The 25,159-nt window shown below is 56.2% G+C and carries 21 protein-coding genes, 2 tRNA genes and 3 rRNA genes; 9 read left to right on the forward strand and 17 right to left on the reverse strand.

The window, feature by feature from the left end:
- Positions 1 to 7 precede the first annotated feature (7 nt).
- The 8 genes from ACA059_RS28680 to tyrS form a co-directional block, all read right to left on the reverse strand.
- Positions 8 to 757, reverse strand: a complete 750-nt coding sequence (locus ACA059_RS28680; RefSeq protein ID WP_497631816.1) for a pantothenate kinase — start codon at positions 755 to 757, stop codon at positions 8 to 10.
- Complete coding sequence (birA, locus tag ACA059_RS28685) at positions 747 to 1,706, reverse strand: bifunctional biotin--[acetyl-CoA-carboxylase] ligase/biotin operon repressor BirA (protein ID WP_497631817.1); 960 nt, start codon at positions 1,704 to 1,706, stop codon at positions 747 to 749. The genes ACA059_RS28680 and birA overlap by 11 nt, the downstream gene beginning before the upstream one ends.
- Positions 1,707 to 1,841: 135 nt before the next feature.
- Positions 1,842 to 1,957, reverse strand: a 5S ribosomal RNA gene (gene rrf / locus ACA059_RS28690).
- 157 nt (positions 1,958 to 2,114) lie between these two features.
- Positions 2,115 to 5,006: ribosomal RNA gene (locus tag ACA059_RS28695) — 23S ribosomal RNA — on the reverse strand.
- 249 nt (positions 5,007 to 5,255) lie between these two features.
- Positions 5,256 to 5,331, reverse strand: a tRNA-Ala gene (locus tag ACA059_RS28700).
- Between the two features lie 27 nt (positions 5,332 to 5,358).
- Positions 5,359 to 5,435, reverse strand: a tRNA-Ile gene (locus ACA059_RS28705).
- Between the two features lie 161 nt (positions 5,436 to 5,596).
- Positions 5,597 to 7,135, reverse strand: a 16S ribosomal RNA gene (locus tag ACA059_RS28710).
- The 16S, 23S and 5S rRNA genes sit together here with 2 tRNA genes alongside, the layout of an rRNA operon.
- A 552-nt stretch (positions 7,136 to 7,687) precedes the next feature.
- Positions 7,688 to 8,887, reverse strand: coding sequence for a tyrosine--tRNA ligase (gene tyrS, locus ACA059_RS28715; protein WP_497631818.1), 1,200 nt, complete (start codon positions 8,885 to 8,887; stop codon positions 7,688 to 7,690).
- Positions 8,888 to 9,100: 213 nt separating this feature from the next.
- On the opposite strand from tyrS, the gene ACA059_RS28720 reads away from it, so the two are divergent.
- Positions 9,101 to 10,525, forward strand: coding sequence for a peptidoglycan DD-metalloendopeptidase family protein (locus tag ACA059_RS28720; RefSeq protein ID WP_497631819.1), 1,425 nt, complete (start codon positions 9,101 to 9,103; stop codon positions 10,523 to 10,525).
- 3 nt (positions 10,526 to 10,528) lie between these two features.
- A complete protein-coding gene (locus ACA059_RS28725) occupies positions 10,529 to 11,620 on the forward strand; it encodes an anhydro-N-acetylmuramic acid kinase (RefSeq protein WP_497631820.1) in 1,092 nt (363 codons plus the stop codon).
- Positions 11,621 to 11,699: 79 nt separating this feature from the next.
- Here ACA059_RS28725 and erpA read toward each other — a convergent pair whose 3' ends face one another.
- Together erpA and argC are read right to left on the reverse strand one after the other, a co-directional pair.
- Positions 11,700 to 12,050: an iron-sulfur cluster insertion protein ErpA gene (gene erpA / locus ACA059_RS28730; RefSeq protein ID WP_007947969.1), complete on the reverse strand. Its 351-nt coding sequence runs from the start codon at positions 12,048 to 12,050 to the stop codon at positions 11,700 to 11,702.
- Positions 12,051 to 12,218: 168 nt separating this feature from the next.
- Positions 12,219 to 13,253 (reverse strand): N-acetyl-gamma-glutamyl-phosphate reductase, encoded by a 1,035-nt coding sequence (gene argC, locus ACA059_RS28735; protein WP_497631821.1) that lies wholly within the window; start codon positions 13,251 to 13,253, stop codon positions 12,219 to 12,221.
- Between the two features lie 135 nt (positions 13,254 to 13,388).
- Here argC and hemJ point away from each other — a divergent pair, with 135 nt between their 5' ends.
- The 6 genes from hemJ (at position 13,389) to coq7 (ending at position 17,887) form a co-directional block, all read left to right on the forward strand.
- Positions 13,389 to 13,817: a protoporphyrinogen oxidase HemJ gene (gene hemJ / locus ACA059_RS28740; protein ID WP_497631822.1), complete on the forward strand. Its 429-nt coding sequence runs from the start codon at positions 13,389 to 13,391 to the stop codon at positions 13,815 to 13,817.
- Positions 13,818 to 13,850: 33 nt separating this feature from the next.
- Positions 13,851 to 14,819, forward strand: a complete 969-nt coding sequence (locus ACA059_RS28745) for an NAD(P)H-dependent flavin oxidoreductase (protein ID WP_497631823.1) — start codon at positions 13,851 to 13,853, stop codon at positions 14,817 to 14,819.
- Between the two features lie 56 nt (positions 14,820 to 14,875).
- Positions 14,876 to 15,841 (forward strand): DUF805 domain-containing protein, encoded by a 966-nt coding sequence (locus ACA059_RS28750; RefSeq protein ID WP_497631824.1) that lies wholly within the window; start codon positions 14,876 to 14,878, stop codon positions 15,839 to 15,841.
- A gap of 62 nt (positions 15,842 to 15,903) precedes the next feature.
- Positions 15,904 to 16,692 (forward strand): SDR family NAD(P)-dependent oxidoreductase, encoded by a 789-nt coding sequence (locus ACA059_RS28755; protein ID WP_046045397.1) that lies wholly within the window; start codon positions 15,904 to 15,906, stop codon positions 16,690 to 16,692.
- Between the two features lie 82 nt (positions 16,693 to 16,774).
- Positions 16,775 to 17,113, forward strand: a complete 339-nt coding sequence (locus tag ACA059_RS28760; RefSeq protein WP_008147240.1) for a histidine triad nucleotide-binding protein — start codon at positions 16,775 to 16,777, stop codon at positions 17,111 to 17,113.
- A 126-nt stretch (positions 17,114 to 17,239) separates the two neighbouring features.
- A complete protein-coding gene (gene coq7, locus ACA059_RS28765) occupies positions 17,240 to 17,887 on the forward strand; it encodes a 2-polyprenyl-3-methyl-6-methoxy-1,4-benzoquinone monooxygenase (protein ID WP_497631825.1) in 648 nt (215 codons plus the stop codon).
- A gap of 62 nt (positions 17,888 to 17,949) precedes the next feature.
- Here coq7 and speD read toward each other — a convergent pair whose 3' ends face one another.
- The gene (gene speD / locus ACA059_RS28770; protein WP_095127236.1) at positions 17,950 to 18,744 is read right to left on the reverse strand and encodes an adenosylmethionine decarboxylase; all 795 of its coding nucleotides are present in this window, start codon (positions 18,742 to 18,744) and stop codon (positions 17,950 to 17,952) included.
- A gap of 238 nt (positions 18,745 to 18,982) precedes the next feature.
- Positions 18,983 to 19,405: an OsmC family protein gene (locus ACA059_RS28775; RefSeq protein WP_007941657.1), complete on the reverse strand. Its 423-nt coding sequence runs from the start codon at positions 19,403 to 19,405 to the stop codon at positions 18,983 to 18,985.
- 231 nt (positions 19,406 to 19,636) lie between these two features.
- Here ACA059_RS28775 and crp point away from each other — a divergent pair, with 231 nt between their 5' ends.
- The gene (gene crp / locus ACA059_RS28780) at positions 19,637 to 20,281 is read left to right on the forward strand and encodes a cAMP-activated global transcriptional regulator CRP (protein WP_008147233.1); all 645 of its coding nucleotides are present in this window, start codon (positions 19,637 to 19,639) and stop codon (positions 20,279 to 20,281) included.
- On the opposite strand, the gene ACA059_RS28785 is transcribed toward crp, so the two are convergent.
- The 5 genes from ACA059_RS28785 to trpE all read right to left on the reverse strand — a co-directional run bounded on the left by ACA059_RS28785 (position 20,278) and on the right by trpE (position 25,128).
- Positions 20,278 to 20,979, reverse strand: a complete 702-nt coding sequence (locus tag ACA059_RS28785) for a lipoate--protein ligase family protein (RefSeq protein ID WP_497631826.1) — start codon at positions 20,977 to 20,979, stop codon at positions 20,278 to 20,280. The two genes, crp and ACA059_RS28785, sit on opposite strands and share 4 nt — an antisense overlap.
- A gap of 67 nt (positions 20,980 to 21,046) precedes the next feature.
- Positions 21,047 to 21,883 (reverse strand): indole-3-glycerol phosphate synthase TrpC, encoded by an 837-nt coding sequence (gene trpC, locus ACA059_RS28790; protein WP_497631827.1) that lies wholly within the window; start codon positions 21,881 to 21,883, stop codon positions 21,047 to 21,049.
- On the reverse strand, positions 21,880 to 22,929 hold the full coding sequence (gene trpD / locus ACA059_RS28795) for an anthranilate phosphoribosyltransferase (protein ID WP_462048244.1): 1,050 nt from the start codon (positions 22,927 to 22,929) through the stop codon (positions 21,880 to 21,882). The genes trpC and trpD overlap by 4 nt, the downstream gene beginning before the upstream one ends.
- A 9-nt stretch (positions 22,930 to 22,938) precedes the next feature.
- The gene (locus ACA059_RS28800) at positions 22,939 to 23,532 is read right to left on the reverse strand and encodes an aminodeoxychorismate/anthranilate synthase component II (protein ID WP_033056198.1); all 594 of its coding nucleotides are present in this window, start codon (positions 23,530 to 23,532) and stop codon (positions 22,939 to 22,941) included.
- A gap of 114 nt (positions 23,533 to 23,646) precedes the next feature.
- The gene (trpE, locus tag ACA059_RS28805; RefSeq protein ID WP_489264445.1) at positions 23,647 to 25,128 is read right to left on the reverse strand and encodes an anthranilate synthase component I; all 1,482 of its coding nucleotides are present in this window, start codon (positions 25,126 to 25,128) and stop codon (positions 23,647 to 23,649) included.
- Positions 25,129 to 25,159 lie beyond the last annotated feature (31 nt).

Here is a 25,159-nt window from a genome sequence, read left to right on the forward strand (position 1 = left end):
AAAAACCTCACGACAAGGGACACGCCATAGCCAAACCTACAAACACCAGATCAGGAACCACCCTGGCCTCAGGCACGATCTCGGAAACCAGGTCTGCATCTCCTCCAGTGAGGAATACAGCAAAATCATCCCCCCAATAGCTACGCGCCAACTCTAGCTGCGTCAGGACAAAGCCTCTCAGCATCAACGAGCAACCCCGCTCGACCGCTTCGACAGTTGTCCGACCAGGAGCGAGACTTTCCAGAGCACGCTCGGCTGCTAAATCGCCATAACGAATTCTACGGGTATGGGTACGCAATTGGTTTCGCATCAGAGGCATTCCCGGGCATATAAATCCTCCGAGGTGCTCTCCATCCCTAGAGATGAAGTCCGCAGTAACAGCCGTACCAAAATCAAGCACAAGGCACGCACCCGAAGCCAGCTGGAATCCCCCAAGCATCGCCAGCCAACGGTCGAGCCCTAACCGCTCGAACTCCTCATAACCATTACGGACCCCGGACATTTCGCGGGACGGCGCGGCACATACCACCGAAACACCAAAAGCTTCTGTCAGCAGAGAAATGAGTGCACTGGTTTCTTCGGCGGTCCTGACACTGACCAACCGACAAAACTTGAGAGCGAGGCCCTTGAGCGCTTTCAAGCTCTCCAACAAAGCGAGATCCGAATCAACGACGCCCTCGCCAACCACCCGCCGAACATCCGCGTCGAGCACACGCCACTTGATAAAACTGTTTCCGCAGTCGAGCTCAAGAATCATCACGCAACCTCAGACTGAGCTCACCACCACTAAAGACTTTTTCCACACCACCCACCTTCAAGCGCAGAGCACCCTGACTATCAATACCCAGCACCTCGCCATCTATATGGTTAACACCTGCGATCAACGACACGGCGCGCCCCTGCCAGAGATGATTTTGCTCCCACTCTGCCTGGATAGCTGAAAATCCGTCGACTTGATGACGAGACAGGTATGCCTGGAGCGTCGCACCCAACTCCCCGACCAACTGATTTCGATCAAACACCTTGCCCGACTCTAGCCGCATGGACGTCCACTGCTGATCTACCTCATCGGTAATCTGCATGTTCACATTAATTCCCACACCCAGCACAACGTGACACACATCAGCAGGATCCCCCACCAGCTCGAGCAATATCCCGGCGATCTTCTTCTGACCAACCAGAACATCGTTGGGCCACTTCAATCCAGCCCCCGAAATACCAAGCTCACGCAGGGCCTGCATGACGGCTAGCCCAACAACAAGACTCAAGCCTTCCAGCTGACGCATTCCACCTTCAATACGTAGCACGAGGCTGTAATAGATGTTTTCCGCGAATGGACTTGCCCATTTACGCCCACGACGCCCACGACCTGCAGTTTGCCGTTCGGCAAGCACTAGAAAGGGTGCCGCCTGCCCCCGCTCTATAGCGCGCAAAGCCTCGGCATTAGTGGAGTCAATTGAATCGAAAACCAGGATGGGCCAATCACAAGAAGGCGCCTGCTCTCTTATCTCGACAGGATCAAGCAGCGTCAATGGCGCAGCCAGTTGATAGCCGCGACCCCGCACCTTATGAATGGATAATCCCAGCTCAGCTTCTAAATGCTGAAGCTGCTTCCAAACGGCACTACGACTGACACCCAAGGCGACGCCCAAGGCCTGACCCGAATGGAATCGGCCATCTTTAAGAAGCTTTAACAATGTCAGCATGCAAGTCCCGCCTCACAATGAGGCCCGCATGATAGCCATGCCCCGCGCCATTGCATAGAAAACCTACAGGTCAGTTTTCCTGCGGACAAAACAAAACCCCTACCTGCATACGCAGATAGGGGTTTCGGAATTTAATCTTGACGATGACCTACTCTCACATGGGGAAACCCCACACTACCATCGGCGATGCATCGTTTCACTGCTGAGTTCGGGATGGGATCAGGTGGTTCCAATGCTCTATGGTCGTCAAGAAATTCGGTAGCCAGGTCGTTCTCCTTACGGATCACGCTCCAGCGAATGGGTATGCGATAGTTTGGTGTTTTGTGAGTATCTCGAACTTTCGGCTCGTTTCGTCTTCACACACCGCAATCTGGCCTCTTTCGAGTTCACAAATTGCTTGGGTGTTATATGGTCAAGCCTCACGGGCAATTAGTATTGGTTAGCTCAACGCCTCACAGCGCTTACACACCCAACCTATCAACGTCGTAGTCTTCGACGGCCCTTCAGGGGACTCAAGGTCCCAGTGAGATCTCATCTTGAGGCTAGTTTCCCGCTTAGATGCTTTCAGCGGTTATCTATTCCGAACATAGCTACCCGGCAATGCCACTGGCGTGACAACCGGAACACCAGAGGTTCGTCCACTCCGGTCCTCTCGTACTAGGAGCAGCCCCTCTCAAATCTCAAACGTCCACGGCAGATAGGGACCGAACTGTCTCACGACGTTCTAAACCCAGCTCGCGTACCACTTTAAATGGCGAACAGCCATACCCTTGGGACCGGCTTCAGCCCCAGGATGTGATGAGCCGACATCGAGGTGCCAAACACCGCCGTCGATATGAACTCTTGGGCGGTATCAGCCTGTTATCCCCGGAGTACCTTTTATCCGTTGAGCGATGGCCCTTCCATACAGAACCACCGGATCACTAAGACCTACTTTCGTACCTGCTCGACGTGTCTGTCTCGCAGTCAAGCGCGCTTTTGCCTTTATACTCTACGACCGATTTCCGACCGGTCTGAGCGCACCTTCGTACTCCTCCGTTACTCTTTAGGAGGAGACCGCCCCAGTCAAACTACCCACCATACACTGTCCTCGATCCGGATAACGGACCTGAGTTAGAACCTCAAAGTTGCCAGGGTGGTATTTCAAGGTTGGCTCCACGCGAACTGGCGTCCACGCTTCAAAGCCTCCCACCTATCCTACACAAGCAAATTCAAAGTCCAGTGCAAAGCTATAGTAAAGGTTCACGGGGTCTTTCCGTCTAGCCGCGGATACACTGCATCTTCACAGCGATTTCAATTTCACTGAGTCTCGGGTGGAGACAGCGCCGCCATCGTTACGCCATTCGTGCAGGTCGGAACTTACCCGACAAGGAATTTCGCTACCTTAGGACCGTTATAGTTACGGCCGCCGTTTACCGGGGCTTCGATCAAGAGCTTCGCGTTAGCTAACCCCATCAATTAACCTTCCGGCACCGGGCAGGCGTCACACCCTATACGTCCACTTTCGTGTTTGCAGAGTGCTGTGTTTTTAATAAACAGTCGCAGCGGCCTGGTATCTTCGACCGGCATGGGCTTACGCAGTAAATGCTTCACCCTCACCGGCGCACCTTCTCCCGAAGTTACGGTGCCATTTTGCCTAGTTCCTTCACCCGAGTTCTCTCAAGCGCCTTGGTATTCTCTACCCAACCACCTGTGTCGGTTTGGGGTACGGTTCCTGGTTACCTGAAGCTTAGAAGCTTTTCTTGGAAGCATGGCATCAACCACTTCGTCACCCAAAGGGTAACTCGTCATCAGCTCTCGGCCTTAGAATCCCGGATTTACCTAAGATTCCAGCCTACCACCTTAAACTTGGACAACCAACGCCAAGCTGGCCTAGCCTTCTCCGTCCCTCCATCGCAATAACCAGAAGTACAGGAATATTAACCTGTTTTCCATCGACTACGCTTTTCAGCCTCGCCTTAGGGACCGACTAACCCTGCGTCGATTAACGTTGCGCAGGAAACCTTGGTCTTTCGGCGTGGGTGTTTTTCACACCCATTGTCGTTACTCATGTCAGCATTCGCACTTCTGATACCTCCAGCAAGCTTCTCAACTCACCTTCACAGGCTTACAGAACGCTCCTCTACCGCATCACCTAAGTGATACCCGTAGCTTCGGTGTATGGTTTGAGCCCCGTTACATCTTCCGCGCAGGCCGACTCGACTAGTGAGCTATTACGCTTTCTTTAAAGGGTGGCTGCTTCTAAGCCAACCTCCTAGCTGTCTAAGCCTTCCCACATCGTTTCCCACTTAACCATAACTTTGGGACCTTAGCTGACGGTCTGGGTTGTTTCCCTTTTCACGACGGACGTTAGCACCCGCCGTGTGTCTCCCATGCTCGGCACTTGTAGGTATTCGGAGTTTGCATCGGTTTGGTAAGTCGGGATGACCCCCTAGCCGAAACAGTGCTCTACCCCCTACAGTGATACATGAGGCGCTACCTAAATAGCTTTCGAGGAGAACCAGCTATCTCCGAGCTTGATTAGCCTTTCACTCCGATCCACAGGTCATCCGCTAACTTTTCAACGGTAGTCGGTTCGGTCCTCCAGTTAGTGTTACCCAACCTTCAACCTGCCCATGGATAGATCGCCCGGTTTCGGGTCTATTCCCAGCGACTAGACGCCCTATTAAGACTCGCTTTCGCTACGCCTCCCCTATTCGGTTAAGCTCGCCACTGAAAATAAGTCGCTGACCCATTATACAAAAGGTACGCAGTCACCCAACAAAGTGGGCTCCCACTGCTTGTACGCATACGGTTTCAGGATCTATTTCACTCCCCTCTCCGGGGTTCTTTTCGCCTTTCCCTCACGGTACTAGTTCACTATCGGTCAGTCAGTAGTATTTAGCCTTGGAGGATGGTCCCCCCATATTCAGACAAAGTTTCTCGTGCTCCGTCCTACTCGATTTCATGACTAAGAGATTTTCGCGTACAGGGCTATCACCCACTATGGCCGTACTTTCCAGAACGTTCCGCTAATCTCAAAGCCACTTAAGGGCTAGTCCCCGTTCGCTCGCCACTACTAAGGGAATCTCGGTTGATTTCTTTTCCTCAGGGTACTTAGATGTTTCAGTTCCCCTGGTTCGCCTCTTAAGCCTATGTATTCAGCTTAAGATAACCATCTTATGATGGCTGGGTTCCCCCATTCAGACATCTCCGGATCAAAGTCTGTTTGCCGACTCCCCGAAGCTTTTCGCAGGCTACCACGTCTTTCATCGCCTCTGACTGCCAAGGCATCCACCGTATGCGCTTCTTCACTTGACCATATAACCCCAAGCAATCTGGTTATACTGTGAAGACGACATTCGCCGAAAATTCGATGCTTGCTCATAAAGAGCAACTCACAAATTTTACCTTAGCCTGATCCGTTACCAGTGAAAGTAACGTTCAGTCTATCTTTCTATCACATACCCAAATTTTTAAAGAACGATCTAGCCAAAGACTAGAAATCAACATTCACCATCACCAGGATGGAATGCTCATTTCTAAGCTTTCAACAACAGAAGCAGTTAGTGGTGGAGCCAAACGGGATCGAACCGTTGACCTCCTGCGTGCAAGGCAGGCGCTCTCCCAGCTGAGCTATGGCCCCGTATTTCTACAGGTTCCCACACAAAATTGGTGGGTCTGGGCAGATTCGAACTGCCGACCTCACCCTTATCAGGGGTGCGCTCTAACCAACTGAGCTACAGACCCAATTTCGAGCTTTAAGGCCGACCTCACCCTGCTCTTTACCACAAAGCATGGGGTGCGCTCTAACCAACTAAGCTACAACCTGTTAAGGCTGCTTCTTATCGTCTTCTTCAATGAATCAAGCAATTCGTGTGGGAGCTTATGGAGCAGCTGATGTCGTCGATTAAGGAGGTGATCCAGCCGCAGGTTCCCCTACGGCTACCTTGTTACGACTTCACCCCAGTCATGAATCACACCGTGGTAACCGTCCTCCCGAAGGTTAGACTAGCTACTTCTGGTGCAACCCACTCCCATGGTGTGACGGGCGGTGTGTACAAGGCCCGGGAACGTATTCACCGCGACATTCTGATTCGCGATTACTAGCGATTCCGACTTCACGCAGTCGAGTTGCAGACTGCGATCCGGACTACGATCGGTTTTCTGGGATTAGCTCCACCTCGCGGCTTGGCAACCCTCTGTACCGACCATTGTAGCACGTGTGTAGCCCAGGCCGTAAGGGCCATGATGACTTGACGTCATCCCCACCTTCCTCCGGTTTGTCACCGGCAGTCTCCTTAGAGTGCCCACCATTACGTGCTGGTAACTAAGGACAAGGGTTGCGCTCGTTACGGGACTTAACCCAACATCTCACGACACGAGCTGACGACAGCCATGCAGCACCTGTCTCAATGTTCCCGAAGGCACCAATCCATCTCTGGAAAGTTCATTGGATGTCAAGGCCTGGTAAGGTTCTTCGCGTTGCTTCGAATTAAACCACATGCTCCACCGCTTGTGCGGGCCCCCGTCAATTCATTTGAGTTTTAACCTTGCGGCCGTACTCCCCAGGCGGTCAACTTAATGCGTTAGCTGCGCCACTAAGAGCTCAAGGCTCCCAACGGCTAGTTGACATCGTTTACGGCGTGGACTACCAGGGTATCTAATCCTGTTTGCTCCCCACGCTTTCGCACCTCAGTGTCAGTATCAGTCCAGGTGGTCGCCTTCGCCACTGGTGTTCCTTCCTATATCTACGCATTTCACCGCTACACAGGAAATTCCACCACCCTCTACCATACTCTAGCTCGACAGTTTTGAATGCAGTTCCCAGGTTGAGCCCGGGGATTTCACATCCAACTTAACGAACCACCTACGCGCGCTTTACGCCCAGTAATTCCGATTAACGCTTGCACCCTCTGTATTACCGCGGCTGCTGGCACAGAGTTAGCCGGTGCTTATTCTGTCGGTAACGTCAAAACACTTACGTATTAGGTAAATGCCCTTCCTCCCAACTTAAAGTGCTTTACAATCCGAAGACCTTCTTCACACACGCGGCATGGCTGGATCAGGCTTTCGCCCATTGTCCAATATTCCCCACTGCTGCCTCCCGTAGGAGTCTGGACCGTGTCTCAGTTCCAGTGTGACTGATCATCCTCTCAGACCAGTTACGGATCGTCGCCTTGGTGAGCCATTACCTCACCAACTAGCTAATCCGACCTAGGCTCATCTGATAGCGCAAGGCCCGAAGGTCCCCTGCTTTCTCCCGTAGGACGTATGCGGTATTAGCGTCCGTTTCCGAGCGTTATCCCCCACTACCAGGCAGATTCCTAGGCATTACTCACCCGTCCGCCGCTCGCCACCAGGTACAAGTACCCGTGCTGCCGCTCGACTTGCATGTGTTAGGCCTGCCGCCAGCGTTCAATCTGAGCCATGATCAAACTCTTCAGTTCAAACATCTTTGGGTTTTTAAGAAACCCTAAACTTGGCTCAGCAATCGTTGGTTACATCTTTGATTTCTCGCGGAGTAACTTGTGATGCTGATAATCTTGTTGACTATCAGTCTGACTCCACAAGCACCCACACGAATTGCTTGATTCAGTTGTTAAAGAGCGGTTGGTTAAGATCTTTCGTCTCAACCGAGGCGCGCATTCTACAGCAGCCTCTGTTGCTGTCAAGCGGTTATTTTTCGAAGTTTTCAAAGTTTCCTTTGCAACTTCAACCACTTGCGCTTCCGATCTCTCGTTAGCGGGAGGCGAATTCTACAGCGTTACTCGCTGCTGTCAACACCTCTTTTACACCGCTTTCGACCGAGAAGATCGAATCGTTAAAAGAGCCAAACAACCCCGCTCTTTCAACTCCTTCTGGGCTTCGATGACCTGAAGCAACTCGCTGTCGAAAACTGCGTAACTCATTGTTTACCAAGGAGTTTTCCGTTTCGACTGCGCCGGAAGTGGGGCGAATTATAGACTTCCAGAATCTGCCGTCAACCCTTAATTTCAGCTTTATTCGGATTTGAGCGTAATACGCGCAAATGCCTTCTTCCCGGCCTGGCAAACATGGGTCGCACCCAGTACGTATATAAAGGTGCGATCGACAACCTCGCCATCTATACGCACACCACCAGAACCCAGAAGATCCCGCGCGACAGCCGAGTTCTTGACCAGGCCTGCCTTATTAAGGACAGCAGCGATCGGCATGTCTTCGCCAGCAGTCAATTCGATCTCCGGCAGATCGTCCGGCAGCTCACCTTCCTTCATACGGTTACCCGCCGCACGATGAGCATTGGCCGCAGCCTCTTCACCATGGAAACGCGCAACGATCTCTTCGGCCAGCTTGATCTTGATATCACGCGGATTGGCACCCGCCTCGACATCAGCACGGAATGCATTGATCTCATCCATGGAGCGGAAACTGAGCAATTCGAAATAGCGCCACATCAGCGCATCCGGAATGGAAACCAGTTTGCCGTACATCACACCCGGCGCTTCCTGAATACCCACGTAGTTGCCCAAGGACTTGGACATCTTCTTCACACCATCCAGACCTTCGAGCAGCGGCATGGTCAGAATGCACTGAGCTTCTTGACCATATCCACGCTGCAGTTCACGTCCCATCAACAGGTTGAACTTCTGATCAGTACCACCCAGCTCGACGTCCGCGCGCAAAGCAACCGAGTCATAACCCTGAACCAGCGGATAGAGGAACTCGTGAATGGCAATTGGCTGATTGGTTGTGTAGCGCTTGTCGAAGTCGTCGCGTTCGAGCATGCGAGCTACGGTGTACTGAGAAGTCAGGCGAATGAAATCGGCCGGCCCCATCTGATCCATCCAGGTGGAGTTGAACGCAACTTCGGTTTTCGCCGGATCAAGAATCTTGAAAACCTGGGTCTTATAGGTCTCGGCATTCTCGAGAACCTGCTCGCGGGTAAGAGGAGGACGTGTCGCACTCTTGCCACTCGGATCGCCGATCATCCCGGTGAAGTCACCTATAAGGAAGATCACCTGATGCCCCAGCTCCTGGAACTGGCGCAGCTTATTAATAAGCACGGTATGACCCAGGTGCAAATCCGGCGCGGTCGGATCGAAGCCTGCCTTAATACGTAGCGGCTGGCCACGCTTGAGCTTTTCGATCAGCTCGGACTCGACCAACAGTTCTTCCGCACCACGTTTAATCAGCGCTAGCTGCTCTTCAACCGACTTCATAACAGACCCGCAAGGCTCGAATTCAAAGGGAACCAACCATACAAGATCGCGCGTCAAATACAAGTTTTGCCCGGCGCACGGACGCCAATCCACGGACACAGCGTTCGCGGACTTGCTTCAGAGATGATTTGGTTATATTTTATACAGTTATTTCATCTTCATCATGTCATTCATCTTTTCCAATTCATCTTTTTTCAAAGTCAAAAATTACCTATGACCAAAGAATCGTCTAAAGCGCCGCCGCTTTACCCGAAGACCCACCTGCTCGCAGCAAGTGGCATCGCCGCCCTTCTGAGCCTGGCGCTTCTGGTATTTCCTTCCAGTGATGTTGAAGCCAAAAAGACGACCCTGAGTCTTGAACTGGAAAGCCCTGCTGAACAACTGACACAAGATCAAGACGCTGCCGAAGCGGTCCAAGCCACAAATGAGCCAGCAGCGTCCCCTTTTGCGCAGATCGAAAACAGCGCCGAAGAACCCCAGGAAACCGCTCAGGCCGCACCCGCGCCAGCACCAGTGATCGAAGAAAAAAAGTCTCCAAACCACAGGGAAGTGATCGTCTCTAAAGGCGATACGCTCTCCACCCTGTTTGAAAAAGTCGGCCTTCCAGCAGCTTCGGTGCATGAAGTGCTGGCTAGTGACAAGCAGGCCAAGCAGTTCAGCCAACTCAAACACGGCCAGAAACTTGAATTCGAACTGAGCCCCGATGGCCAGCTGACCAACCTTCACAGCAAGGTCAGCGACGTCGAAAGCATCACCTTGACCAAGAATGACAAGGGTTATGCATTCAACCGCATTACCGCCAAGCCGACCGTGCGCTCGGCCTATATTCATGGCGTGATCAACAGCTCGCTGTCGCAGTCCGCTGCACGCGCCGGTTTGTCCCACAGCCTGACCATGGACATGGCCAGCGTGTTTGGCTATGACGTCGATTTCGCCCAGGATATTCGCCAGGGTGACGAGTTCGATGTCATCTACGAACAGAAAGTCGTCAACGGCAAGGCTGTCGGCAATGGCCCGATCCTTTCCGCTCGCTTCACTAACCGAGGCAAGACCTACACCGCCGTGCGTTACACCAATAAACAAGGCAACAGCAGCTACTACACTGCTGACGGCAACAGCATGCGCAAGGCGTTTATCCGTACCCCGGTGGACTTCGCCCGCATCAGCTCGAAATTCTCAATGGGCCGCAAGCACCCGATCCTGAACAAGATCCGCGCTCACAAAGGCGTCGACTATGCAGCGCCGCGTGGCACTCCAATCAAGGCAGCCGGTGACGGCAAAGTGTTGTTGGCCGGTCGCCGCGGTGGCTACGGCAACACCGTGATCATCCAGCACGGCAATACCTACCGCACGCTGTACGGCCACATGCAGGGCTTTGCCAAAGGTGTGCAGACTGGCAGTAGCGTCAAACAAGGCCAGGTAATCGGCTACATCGGCACCACCGGACTTTCCACCGGACCGCATTTGCATTACGAGTTCCAGGTCAATGGCGTGCACGTCGACCCACTAGGCCAGAAAGTGGCGATGGCCGATCCAATCTCCAAAGCTGAACGCGCACGTTTCCTCGCGCAGAGCCAACCGCTGATGTCGCGTATGGATCAAGAGAAATCCACGCAACTGGCTTCGAGCAAGCGCTAAGCCATGACGCTTTATATAGGTGTGATGTCCGGGACCAGCCTCGATGGCCTGGACATTGCGTTGATCGAGCTGACTCCGACGATCAACCTGATTGCCACGCACTACACCCCAATGCCTGACGGCCTGCGCGCCGAGCTGCTTGGCTTGTGCGCCAGCGGCCCGGACGAGATAGCCCGCTCCGCCCTCGCTCAACAAAACTGGGTGAAGCTGGCGGCACAGGGTATTCACACCCTCCTCGACCAACAAAAACTGAAACCCGAAGACATTCGCGCGATTGGCAGCCACGGCCAGACCATTCGCCACGAACCGGCGCGCGGTTTCACCGTGCAGATCGGCAACCCCGCCCTTCTGACCGAGTTGACCGGCATCCCCGTGGTCAGCGACTTCCGCAGCCGCGATGTTGCGGCTGGCGGACAAGGCGCCCCACTGGTTCCAGCCTTTCACGAAGCGTTGTTTGAAGAGCGCGCAGGCAATCGCGCGGTATTGAACGTTGGCGGTTTCAGCAACCTCAGCCTAATCGAGCCCGGCAAACCGGTAGCCGGTTTCGACTGTGGCCCGGGCAATGTTCTGCTGGATGCCTGGATTCACCAGCAACGCGGCGACAACTTTGATCGTGACGGTCAATGGGCTGCCAGCGGCAAGGTCCAACCGGTTCTGCTGAACGAACTGCTGAGTGATCCATTTTTCGTGACCAAAGGCCCCAAGAGCACCGGCCGCGAAGTGTTCAACCTGCCATGGCTGACACAGCATCTATCGAAACTGTCGACCTTCGCCGCCGAAGACGTGCAGGCAACCCTGCTCGAACTGACCGCCCTGACCATCGTCGAGTCACTGCAAAGCGCTCAATCAGATACCCAGGAACTGTTGGTCTGCGGCGGCGGCGCGCACAACGCCACGCTGATGAACCGCTTGGCCAGCTTGCTGCCGAACACCAAGGTCAGCAGCACCGCGGCTTATGGTGTAGACCCGGACTGGGTCGAAGCCATGGCCTTCGCCTGGCTGGCCCATTGCTGCCTTGAAGGCATCGCTGCCAATCGCCCGAGCGTCACCGGCGCAAGCGGCCTGCGCGTACTCGGCGCCATCTACCCTGCCTGACTATCCATACCGAATCCCGGACAGCAAAACGCCGCAGAACCCTGAGGCCATGCGGCGCTTGGTGATGCGGTGATTGCGATCAGATCGAGAACGAAGAGCCGCAGCCGCACGTGGTGCTGGCGTTCGGATTCTTGATCACGAAGCGTGAACCTTCCAGACCTTCCTGATAATCCACCTCGGCACCTGCCAGGTACTGGAAGCTCATCGGATCAACGACCAGACTCACCCCTTCGCGCTCGACAATGGTGTCGTCATCGGCCACTTCTTCATCGAAGGTGAAGCCGTACTGAAAACCTGAACAACCGCCGCCCGTAACGAATACGCGCAGCTTCAAGCGATCATTCCCCTCTTCATCGACCAGGCTCTTCACCTTGTGCGCGGCACCGTGGGTGAATTGCAAAGCCGTGGGGGTGAAGGATTCGACGCTCATGCTAACTATCTCCCGGCGTTACGCCGCCATAATGCGTGATGACGCGCATTATCCGCTTCTCCTAGAAAATTGGTCAACTATTGTTACGGTATATCAATCAACCCAATCGTAAGCCCGGAATGCAAAAAGGCCCGTCAGACGGGCCTTTTTGCTGAGCAGGATAAAGCCTTACGGCAGCATGCCTGCGTGGGACAGACCCAGGCGCTCATCCAGACCAAACAGGATGTTCAGGTTCTGCACCGCCTGCCCCGACGCGCCTTTGACCAGGTTGTCGATCACCGACAACACCACCACCAGATCACCATCCTGCGGACGATGCACCGCAATACGGCAAACGTTGGCACCGCGCACGCTGCGGGTTTCTGGATGGCTACCGGCCGGCATGACATCGACGAACGGTTCGTTGGCATAACGCTTTTCAAACAGCGCCTGCAGATCAACCGAGCGATCCACGACCGTCGCGTAGAGCGTCGAGTGGATGCCTCGAATCATTGGCGTCAGGTGCGGAACGAACGTCAGACCGACGTCCTTGCCCGCGGCACGACGCAGACCCTGGCGGATTTCCGGCAGGTGACGGTGACCTTTGACGGCGTAAGCCTTCATGCTTTCCGACGTCTCGGAGTACAGCGAACCTACAGACGCGCCACGACCGGCGCCACTGACGCCGGATTTGCAGTCAGCGATCAAGCGGGTGGTATCAGCCAGACCGGCTTCAAGCAATGGCAGGAAACCCAATTGCGTAGCAGTCGGGTAGCAACCCGGCACAGCGATCAGGCGAGCCTGCTTGATCTGCTCGCGATTGACTTCAGGCAAGCCATAGACAGCCTCTTCCAAAAGTTCTGGTGCGCCGTGCGGCTGACCGTACCACTTGGCCCACTCATCGGCGTCTTGCAGACGGAAGTCCGCCGACAGGTCGATGACTTTGGTCCCGGCAGCCAGCAACTCGCCAGCCAGGGCATGAGCCACACCGTGAGGCGTGGCGAAGAACACCACGTCGCAAGCGCCCAGCGTCTTGACGTCCGGAACGCTGAACGCCAGGCCATCGTAATGACCGCGCAGGTTCGGATACATATCAGCCACGGCCAGACCGGCCTCGGATCGGGAAGTGATGACGACCACTTCTGCTTGCGGATGCTGTGCCAACAGACGCAGCAGTTCGACACCGGTGTAACCCGTGCCGCCGACGATACCGACCTTGACCATAAACCTGCCCTCAACGAACCCACTGGAAAGTCGTCGATAATAGGGCCCGTATCGTCCTGCGACAACCGGCAAGGTGACGTGCGGAGCCTCAAGCCTCTACTATCCGGGCTACCGTGAACCTGGGAATAACTAAAAATGCTTTATCTGTGGCTCAAAGCGCTTCACATCGTCAGCATGGTCTGCTGGTTTGCCGCCCTGTTTTACTTGCCGCGTCTGTTCGTCTACCACGCCCAAAGCGAAGACACTGTCAGCAAAGAACGTTTCAGCATCATGGAACGCAAGCTGTACCGCGGCATCATGGGCCCGGCGATGATCGCCACCCTGATTTTCGGCATTGCACTGATCGCCTTGAACCCCAGCATATTTAGTCAAGGCGCCTGGATTCACGCCAAGTTGACCCTGGTGGTGATCCTGATCGGCTACCACCACATGTGCGGCGCCCAGGTGAAACGTTTTGCCCGTGGCGAAAACACCCGCAGCCATGTCTTTTATCGCTGGTTCAATGAAGTGCCGGTTCTGATATTGCTGGCCATTGTAATTCTGGTCGTCGTTCGGCCGTTCTAACTCCAATAAGCACAACTCACCGGGGTACTTCCAATGTCGCTGCCCGCTCTGCTCGAACAACGTTTGCGTCTGCCTGTGGTGGCAGCGCCGATGTTCCTGATTTCCAACCCACAACTGGTGCTCGCCTGCTGCCGCAATGGCGTGGTGGGCAGCTTCCCCGCACTGAACCAGCGCGAGAGCAGCGGCTTCAAGGCCTGGCTGGAAGAGATCGAAGCAGGGTTGGCGACATTGGAGAATCCGGCGCCTTATGCGGTGAACCTGATCGTCCACAACAGCAACCCGCGGCTGCAAGCGGACCTGAAGATCTGCATCGAGCACAAAGTGCCGATCGTGATCACCAGCCTCGGCGCCGTGAAAGAACTGGTCGATGCCGTGCACAGCTATGGCGGTCTGGTGTTCCATGACGTGACGACTCGTCGCCATGCAGAGAAAGCCGCCGAGGCCGGGGTCGACGGTTTGATCGCCGTGGCAGCGGGCGCCGGTGGACACGCCGGAACCTGGAGCCCGTTCTCGCTGATTGCCGAGATCCGCCAATTCTTCGACAAGACCCTGCTGCTGGCCGGTTGCCTGAACCACGGTCACGAGATTCTCGCGGCACAATTGCTCGGTGCGGATCTGGCCTACTTCGGTACGCGATTTATCGGCACCACCGAAAGTCATGCGCCTGACGCCTATAAAGAGATGCTGCTGACTTCCAGAGCCGCGGACATCGTCCATACTCCAGCGGTGTCGGGAGTACCGGCGAGCTTTATGCGTCAGAGCCTTGAGGCAGCAGGTTTCGACATGGCCGCGCTGCAAGGCAAGGGTGAGGTGGACTTCGGCTCCAAACTCAAGCCCATAAGCGATGAAGCCAAAGCCTGGAAAACCGTCTGGTCCGCAGGCCAGGGTGTCGGCGAGATCGATGACCTGCCGAGTGTTGATCAATTGGTCGCTCGCCTCGATGCCGAGTACCGAAAAGCACTGGAGCTGGCGGCAGCGCTGCCCAAGCGCTGGCCACGCTGACAGGAAAACCTGGCCAGTCCATTCCGGCTGGCTTTACACGACAAGGATGCCTCGCAATGAGCGAAAACCGTTTCAAGATCGTGTTCGACGGCGCTCTGCTGCCAGGTGTTGACGTCACCACCGCCAAGCTCAATCTCGCCGAGTTGTTCAAAAGCGATGTGGCTGCCATCGAGCGGCTGTTCAGTGGCAAGCCGGTTGCACTCAAACGCGACCTGTCCCAGGCCGATGCACAGACTTATCTCCAGGCGCTGACCAAAACCGGTATCGATGCCCGGATCGAATCCGAACCCTCGATCGAGCTGAACCTGGCTGACGTTCATGAACACGCCCCTGCCGTCGCGGCAGATCCCGAATCCCCTTACGCACCACCCCAGGCTAGCGTTGGCGAAGCCTTGCCTGCGTTTTCCACACTCAAGCCGTTCAGCTTCGAGGGTCGGATCGGTCGCTTGCGTTATCTGGCCTGGACGATGTCGCTGACGCTGGTGACCCTTAGCGCTGGCTCTTTGCTGGCTGTTTTCGCCTTGGCCCTCATCAACACGGACTCGACCATCGCCCTCATTCTCGGAGGCCTGCTGGCCTTGATTGGCTTCGTGGCGCTCGGCCTCGTCAGCATCCAGTTCAGTGTCCAGCGCCTGCATGATGTTGGCTGGTCTGGCTGGCTCTGGCTGCTGACCCTCGTACCGTTCGTGGGCAGCATCTTTCCGTTCGTGATGGTGATTGTGCCGGGTAATAACACCGCCAATCGATACGGTGCGCCACCACCGCCCAACAGCACCGCGGTCAAGGTCCTCTCTTCACTATGGCTGGTGTTTATCGCGATCCTGTTCATTGGCGGACTGACCGGTGGCCTTACAACCATTCAAAGCGAATACGAAAGCGCCACCCAGGGCAGCTATGAAAGTGACTCCGTGACCACCGAAGAGATCGAAGATCAAACCGCCGTGGAAGCAGAGCCCGCGCCAAATTCAGCCGACGATGCAGCCGAAGAAGCCCAGCCCCCTGTAGACTCTGCGAAAGAATGAACAGCGCTCCCCGCCCGTGACACCTGCGTCGCCGGCGCGGAGCTGTTGCGATGGAGAAATGCATGACCCGTTACGCTCTGATCACTGGCGCTTCCAGCGGCATCGGCCTGGCGATGGCCGAAGCGCTGGCCCGGCGCGGCCGCAGCCTGATTCTGGTGGCCCGTCAGCGTGATCAGCTGGAAAGTATTGCGATTGAACTGACTCAACGTTTTGGCGTGGAAGTGCTGTTTCGAGCCTGTGACCTCGGCGAGCCGCTACGGTTGTCCGGTTTTCTGCTGGAGCTGGAGGAAGGTGATCGACAGATCGATTTGCTGGTCAACTGCGCCGGCATCGGCACCTGCGGTCCTTTCCTGGCTCAAGACTGGATGACCGAGCAGGACCTGATCGAGGTGAACATCCTTGCGCTCACTCGCCTGTGTCACGCGATCGGCAACAGTATGGCGCTGCAGGGCGGCGGGCAGATTTTGAATGTCGCCTCGGTGGCGGCGTTCCATCCCGGCCCGTGGATGAGTACTTATTACGCCAGCAAGGCTTATGTGCTGCACTTTTCCGAAGGGTTGCGCGTCGAACTGAAAAAATGCGCGGTCAAGGTGTCGGTGCTCTGCCCCGGCCCTACCCGCACGGCGTTTTTCCGCACCGCGCAATTGGACGCTGGCAAACTGATCGACAGCAAAATGCTGATGAGCCCCGAGGAAGTCGCGCTCTATACCGTGCGCGCTCTGGAGAAAAATCGCGCCATCATTATTCCGGGTCGACGCAACCGCTGGCGCGCCTTCCTGCCGCGACTCGGCTCGCGCTGGCTGACCCGGACAATCGCCGGCATGGTCAACAAGGCTTACTGCCCGCGCTGATCACACCCTCAAGGTAAAAGGCTGGGCTCGGGCATAACCCATGGTTACACTCAGGCCAGCCCAAACAACGGAGAAAAAAGCTGTGGATACTCTGTTCACCAAGATCATCAACCGGGAAATCCCGGCGAAGATCATTTACGAGGACGACCAGGTACTGGCCTTCCACGACATCGCCCCACAGGCACCCGTGCATTTTCTGGTGATTCCGAAAAAAGCGGTGCGCACACTTAACGACCTGACCGAGGACGACAAGGCATTGGCTGGGCATATTCTGTTCACCGCCCAGCGTCTGGCCCTGGAACTGGGTTGCGAAGAGGGCTTCCGCGTGGTCATGAATTGCAATCCACTGGGTGGGCAGACCGTCTATCACATTCATATGCATGTATTGGGTCAGCGCCAGATGCATTGGCCGCCGGGCTGATTGCAGTAAGCCTTGTGGGGGCGGGCAATCCCGCCCCCACAAGCACCTGCGTCACAATGACCCAGCGCAAACCTTCCCCGGCCGATTGGGTTAAACTGGCCGCCGAGATTCTTCCCGGAGGTCAGCATGACTACCCAACGTCACTACTCGCCGATTGACCGTCTTCTGCTACAAGCCGATGCCGCGATGCGTACCTTGCTGCCCTTCAGTGGTCAGCCGTACCGTCCTTCGCCCGCTATCGTGCAGCCGGACGCGCAAATGAGTGACGAAGACACCCGGCACGTCGCCGGTCTGATGCGCATCAACCATACCGGCGAAGTCTGTGCCCAGGCGCTGTATCAAGGTCAGGCCCTGACCGCCAAGCTGCCGCAAGTGCGCGCCGCCATGGAGCATGCCGCCGAAGAAGAAATCGACCACCTGGTCTGGTGCGAACAACGCATAAAACAGTTGGGCAGCCACACCAGCATTCTCAATCCACTGTTCTACGGCATGTCGTTCGGGATTGGCGCGGTGGCCGGGTTGATCAGCGATAAAGTCAGCCTGGGTTTCGTTGCCGCGACCGAACATCAGGTCTGCAAACACCTCAACGAACACCTTGAGCAACTGCCACCCGAGGACGAAAAGTCCCGGGCGATCCTCGAGCAGATGCGCATTGATGAAGAACACCACGCCGAAAGCGCGCTGGAGGCTGGGGGGTTCCGCTTCCCGGCGCCGGTGAAGTTCGGCATGAGCCTGATGGCCAAGGTCATGACCAAGAGTACTTATCGGATCTGATCCCAAACACTGGGCACAAAAAAGGGCGCTTTTCAGCGTCCTTTCTTTTTGCTCGCAGAAAATCAGTTCGGCATGTTGCGCGCGTAGAAGATTTCCAGCATTTCGTGTTTCACACGCTCCGTCACCTGAGCACGCTGCTCAGAAGACAGGTTGCTGGTAGCGTCGCCGAACAGGTAGTTATCGAGTTCGAAGTTCTTCAGCAGCATTTTGGTGTGGAACAGGTTTTCCTGGTACACGTTCACGTCGGTCATCTGGTACGCGTCGCGGGTGTCTTCGGAAAGGTAGTTCTGAATCGAGTTGATCTCGTGGTCGATGAAGTGCTTTTTGCCTTCCACGTCACGGGTGAAACCGCGCACACGATAATCCACGGTCACGATATCCGAATCGAACTGGTGGATCAGGAAGTTGAGCGCCTTAAGCGGTGAAATGACGCCACAGGTCGACACATCAATGTCCACACGGAATGTCGCGATGCCATCGTCCGGATGGATTTCCGGGTAGGTGTGCACCGTGATGTGGCTCTTGTCGAGGTGGGCCAGGATAATTTCAGGCAGCGGGCCCGGAGACTCTTCGATCTGACTGTCGGTAGGGGTCACCGGCTCTTCAGAGATCAGAATCGTGACGCTGGCGCCTTGGGGCTCATAATCCTGACTGGCAATGTTCAGGATGTTGGCACCAATGATATCGACAACTTCTGTGAGGATCTGCGTCAGGCGCTTGGCGTTGTACTCTTTATTGATGTATTCGACGTAAGCCTGTTGGTCTTGCGGAGTTTCCGCGTAGCAGATGTCATAGATGTTGAAGCTCAAGGTCTTTGTCAGGTTATTGAACCCGTGGAGCTTGAGTTTGCTTTTCACCGTTAAAAACTCTCTATGTATTGCGGCCCGGCCGCATGATCAAGCATGCCCGTCAGATGCGAACGACGCAGCTGCGTAGGACGGTTAACACCTCTTCGCAATGGCGATTTTGGTTGTCTGTTCGGGTGCGCGGCCTGTCGGCGGACGGGCCACTACCCTGAAAAAAGTGGCGCATTGTGCAGACGTCAGCTTGGGATCGCCACAGTCTGCACTGCCTTTATGATAGTTGAATGTCGATTCAACCGAGCTCGATGATCTCGTAGTCATGGGTAATTGCCACGCCAGCCGCACCAAGCATGATCGACGCCGAGCAATACTTCTCGGCAGACAGCTCGATGGCGCGTTTGACCTGGGCTTCTTTCAAGCCTCGGCCCTTGACCACGAAGTGCATGTGGATCTTGGTGAATACCTTCGGATCTTCGGTGGCACGCTCGGCTTCGAGGAAGGCTTCGCAGCTTTCAACGGCCTGACGGGACTTCTTGAGGATGCTGACCACGTCGAAATTGCTGCAACCGCCAACACCCAGCAGGAGCATTTCCATCGGCCGGACACCCAGGTTGCGACCGCCGGCATCGGGCGGACCGTCCATGACCACGACATGACCGCTGCCGGATTCGCCGAGGAACATGGCTTCGCCAGCCCATTGGATGCGTGCCTTCATCGCCAAGACTCCACTGTATAAAAAAGGGTCGCCAGCTTAGCACAGGGTCCTTGATGGACGGTGTCCCGCCTTCCTAAGACGCAAGCCTCTGCGCTGTAGGTAAATTCTCGAATATTGCAGGAAGTGTCTGTTAAGCTGGCGCCAATTCACTGGCGCATAGCCAGCTCTGTAGCAACCTCAGCGACTCATAAGAAAACCAAACACACCGTGAAGTCTTTTCGGGATACAACCATGGTTGCTATTACCCCAACACCCAAAATCAAGAACCTCGACAAGCTGTTGATGCACTGCCAGCGCCGTCGTTATGCGGCCAAAAGCAACATCATTTGTGCCGGCGACCGCTCGGACACGCTGTTCTTCATCATCAAGGGTTCAGTCACCATCCTGATCGAGGATGACGATGGCCGCGAAATGATCATCGCCTACCTGAACTCCGGAGACTTTTTCGGCGAGTTGGGCCTGTTCGAACAGGCCGGCCTGGAACAGGAACGCAGCGCCTGGGTGCGCGCCAAGATCGAATGTGAAGTCGCGGAGATCAGCTACGCGAAATTCCGCGAGCTGTCCCAACAGGATCCAGACATTCTTTACGTGCTCAGCGGACAAATCGCACAGCGCCTGCGCAACACCACCCGCAAAGTGGGTGACCTTGCATTCTTCGACGTTACCGGCCGCGTCGCACGCTGCCTCTTGGAACTGTGCAAGCAGCCAGACGCAATGACCCATCCCGATGGCATGCAGATCAAGGTGACCCGTCAGGAGATCGGGCGGATTGTCGGTTGTTCACGTGAGATGGTCGGACGCGTACTCAAGGACCTGGAAGAACGCAATCTGGTGGACGTCAAAGGCAAGACCATGGTGGTCTTCGGTACGCGCTAAACCCTGAACATGTCTGCCAGCAACTCGCGGTACAACGTGTCGAGTCGCCCCAACGCATCAGGTGCTGCATATTTTTCATGAAGAGCAATGTGGCTCTCGGCGCGAACTCGCTGCTCCAGGCCACAGGCTTCATTGAAACGATTAACCGCCGCAACCATCGACTCACGCTCGTTATCGAGCAACAAAGCACCGTGCACCAACCCTACCGGACGCGTACCGCCCTTGCTCTGGCGCCAGCGTTGAGCCGTGCCGACCATCTTGCGCCCATCAAGGTTGACGTTGAAACGCCCATCACAGAACGCACCCTCTATTTCGCCCAAAGACGAAACGCCGCCCAGTTCATCGAGTAACTGACAAATCGGATCGCAAAGCCGACGATAACCGGTTTCGATGCGGTTCTGGTCACCCTCGCTACGCGGTGGCGCGTAGACCAGTGCGATGTTGATCGTTGAGGCCGATTGCGGTACCGGTTCACCGCCGGTTTCACGCAGCAACACCGGCCAACCTGCCGCAGCCGACACTTCGCACGCGACCTCGAACCCAGGCAGACGATTCAATCGTCGCGGCATGACCAGCGCCTTATCACTGGGTTGCCAGAACAGCAGGACAAACTCCGAATCGCCGGTGCACACATGGGCCAACAGATCCTGTTCGGCGAGCAGGCCGGCTTCGACGGTCAAGGCGATGGGCTGGGTCATGGCAGTAGACATCCTTTGTTTGGGGTATAAAAAAGCCGGCATCGCCGGCTTCTTCATTAAGTCACGTTCAGTCGAGTGTAGAACCGCTCACCGCGATACCACGCTCAGGAAAGAACAGGCGCTGCAGCTCGGTGCCCGGGCTTTCGGCGCGCATGAACGCTTCGCCAACCAGGAACGCGTACACGTCGCTGATTTCCATCAGCTCGACATCGGCCCGGTTGAGAATGCCACTTTCGGTGATCACCAAGCGATCACGCGGGATACGCGGCAACAGATCGAGGGTGGTTTCCAGATTGACTTCGAAGGTGTGCAGGTTGCGGTTGTTGACGCCGACCAACGGAGTGTCGAGGGTTTTCAAGGCCCGCTCCAGCTCGTCGCCATCGTGAACTTCCACCAGCACATCGAGGCCGACACTTTTGGCGACGGCAGCCAACTCGGCCATTTTCACGTCATCCAGTGCGGAGACGATCAGCAGCACGCAGTCGGCGCCCAACGCTCGGGCTTCAATGATCTGGTACGGATCAATCATGAAGTCCTTGCGGATCACCGGCAGTTTGCACGCCGCCCGCGCCTGTTGCAGATACACGTCGGCGCCCTGGAAGTAATCGATATCGGTGAGCACTGACAGGCAGGTCGCGCCGCCCTTCTCGTAACTCTTGGCGATGTCGGCGGGAACGAAGTTCTCGCGGATAACGCCTTTGCTCGGTGAAGCCTTCTTGATTTCTGCAATGACCGCTGGCTGCTTGAGCTTGGCCTGAGCCAACAATGCCTGGGCAAAACCACGGGGTGCATCGGCCGCCTTGGCCAGACTTTCCAGCTCCGCCAGGCTTACGCGAGCGCTACGCTCGGCGACCTCCTGGACTTTGCGGGCCAGAATGTTTTCCAGAACCGTCGGTACACTCATCCCTCATTCTCCACTTTGAATACCGCGGTAAATGCACCCAACTCCTCCAGTTTTTCCCGAGCGAGGCCTGTGTGCAGCGCATCGTGCGCCAGGGCAACACCTTCTTTCAAACTGCTGGCATGGTCGGCGGCGTACAGCGCGGCACCGGCATTGAGCATAATCATTTCCGCAGCTTTCTGACCGTTCTCGGTCTTGCGCTTGCCCAGGGCATCGCGAATCAGCTCCAGCGAGGCCGCCGGGCTATCCACTGCCAGACCGTGCAGGCTCTGGCTCTTCATGCCCAGGTCTTCTGGCTCGACCCAATACTCGGTGATCTGGTCATCCTTCAATTCCGCCACAAAGGTCGGCGCCGCCAGACTGAACTCGTCCAAGCCATCCTTCGAGTGAACCACCAGCACGTGCTTGCTGCCCAGACGCTGCAATACTTCGGCCAACGGCCGGCACAACGCCTGATTGAATACGCCCACCACCTGATGCTTCACGCCGGCCGGATTCGTAAGCGGGCCGAGCATGTTGAACAGCGTGCGCAAGCCCAGCTCCCGGCGCGGGCCGGCGGCGTGCTTCATGGCGCTGTGATGGGTCTGGGCGAACATGAAACCGATGCCGACGTTGTCGATGCAGCGTGCTACCTGAACCGGCGTCAGGTTCAAGTAGATACCCGCCGCCTCAAGCAAATCGGCGCTGCCGCTTTTGCCCGAGACCGCACGGTTGCCGTGTTTGGCCACAGTGCAACCGGCCGCCGCGACCACGAATGAGGAAGCGGTCGAGACGTTAAAAATGTTCGCGCCATCGCCACCGGTACCCACCACATCAACGACGCCATCGAGGGTCTTGAGTTCGACCTTGTCCGCCAGCTCGCGCATGACCGACACGGCGCCGACGATCTCGTCGATGCTTTCACTCTTCATGCGCATGGCCATCATGAACGCGCCGATCTGCGCATCCGTGCATTGACCGGTCATGATTTCGCGCATGACATCGCGCATCTCGTCGGTGCTGAGGTCGAGCTGCTCGACGATACGGCTCAGGGCTGTCTTGATATTCATGAAAAGTCCTTAGCGCGTGCCGCCGGTTTGTTTGAGGAAATTGGCGAACAGCTCGTGGCCCTGTTCGGTGAGGATCGACTCAGGGTGAAACTGGACGCCCTCGATGTTCAGTGTCTTGTGGCGCAGACCCATGATCTCGTCGACCGAACCGTCTTCAAGCTGGGTCCAGGCGGTCAGCTCCAGGCAATCGGGCAGGGTTTCGCGTTTGACGATCAGTGAATGATAGCGGGTGACCGTCAGCGGATGGTTCAGGCCTTCAAATACGCCTTTGTCCTCGTGGAACACCGGGCTGGTTTTGCCGTGCATGACCTGACGGGCGCGCACAACATCGCCACCAAAGGCCTGGCCGATGGACTGATGCCCCAGGCAGACGCCGAGAATCGGCAATTTACCGCCAAAATGTTTGATCACATCAATCGACACGCCTGCTTCGTTCGGCGTGCAAGGGCCAGGTGAAACGACGATCCGCTCAGGGTTGAGGGCTTCGATTTCGGCAATGGTGAGTTCATCGTTGCGCACGACTTTGACCTGGGAGCCGAGCTCACCGAGGTATTGCACAACGTTGTAGGTAAAAGAGTCGTAGTTATCGATCATCAGCAACATGGCTTAAGAACCTCTTGAATTCACTGACTTTAAATACTGCCTTCGAATGATTGACCCGCAGCGTCCAGCGCCTTGTCAGTCAAAGCGACATGTCATACGGGTAACGTTCTTCGGTCAGCTTTCCGGGGTTTGTTCAGCCAGGGCTACGGCGCGGAACATCGCGCGGCGCTTGTTCAGGGTTTCTTCCCATTCCAGCGCCGGCACCGAGTCGGCAACGATGCCGCCACCGGCCTGCACGTGCAGTTCGCCGTTCTTGATCACCGCGGTGCGGATCGCGATCGCGGTGTCCATGTTGCCGTTCCAGGCGAAGTAGCCGACCGCGCCGCCGTAGACACCACGCTTGACCGGTTCCAGTTCGTCGATGATTTCCATCGCGCGAATCTTCGGTGCGCCAGACAAGGTGCCCGCCGGCAGAATCGCCCGCAGTGCGTCCATCGCTGTCAGGCCGGCCTTCAATTGACCGGTGACGTTGGAAACGATGTGCATCACGTTGGAATAACGCTCGATCACCATCTTCTCGGTGAGTTTCACCGAACCGATTTCCGAGACCCGACCGGTGTCGTTACGACCCAGGTCGATCAGCATCAAGTGCTCGGCAATTTCCTTGTCATCGGACAGCAGGTCTTTTTCCAGTGCCAGGTCGGCCTCTTCGTTGGCGCCGCGCGGACGGGTGCCGGCGATCGGGCGCACGGTGATCAGGTTGTCTTCGACCCGCACCAGCACTTCCGGCGAACTGCCGACGACGTGGAAGTCGCCGAAGTTGAAGAAGTACATATAAGGCGTCGGGTTGAAGCAACGCAGCGCCCGGTACAGATCAATCGGCGCGGCCTTGAAGTCGATCGACATGCGCTGGGACGGCACGACCTGCATGCAGTCACCGGCCAGGATGTATTCCTTGATGGTGTCGACGGCTTTTTCGTAATCGTCCTGGGTGAAGCTCGAACGAAACACCGGATCAGCAGACTGTTGCTTGCTGAAATCCAGACCACGGCGTGGGGTAATCGGCTGACGGAGTTTTTCCAGCAGCTCTTCCAGACGCGCCTGACCTTGCTCGAAAGCATCGTCTTGCGAGGGATCGGCCAGGACAATCGCATGCATCTTGCCGGCGAGGTTGTCGAATACCACTACCGCGTCGGAAACCATCAGCAGAATGTCCGGCACACCCAGCGGATCCGGGTTCGGGCACTTGCCCAGACGCTTCTCCACATAGCGCACGCAGTCGTAACCGAAGTAACCGACCAAGCCGCCATTGAAGCGCGGCAGGCCAGGGATGGTCGGTACGTTGTAGCGAGCTTTGAATTCCTCGACGAAGGCCAGTGGATCTTCGGCTTCGTGGCTTTCGATCTCGATCCCGTCGTGGGTCACGCTGACGTGATGGTCGTGAACCCGCAGCACGGTGCGGCACGGCAGGCCGATGATCGAGTAACGCCCCCACTTCTCCCCGCCCTGCACCGATTCCAGCAGGTAGGAGTTGGGCTCGTCGGCCAGTTTCAGGTAGATCGACAGCGGTGTGTCGAAGTCGGCCAGGGTTTCGCAGGCAAGCGGGATGCGGTTATAGCCGGCAGCGGCCAAACGCAGGAATTCTTCGCGGATCATGGGGTAGCCTCGTGGCTTGAGGGTCTAACAG

This window comes from Pseudomonas sp. LBUM1647 (assembly GCF_059716175.1).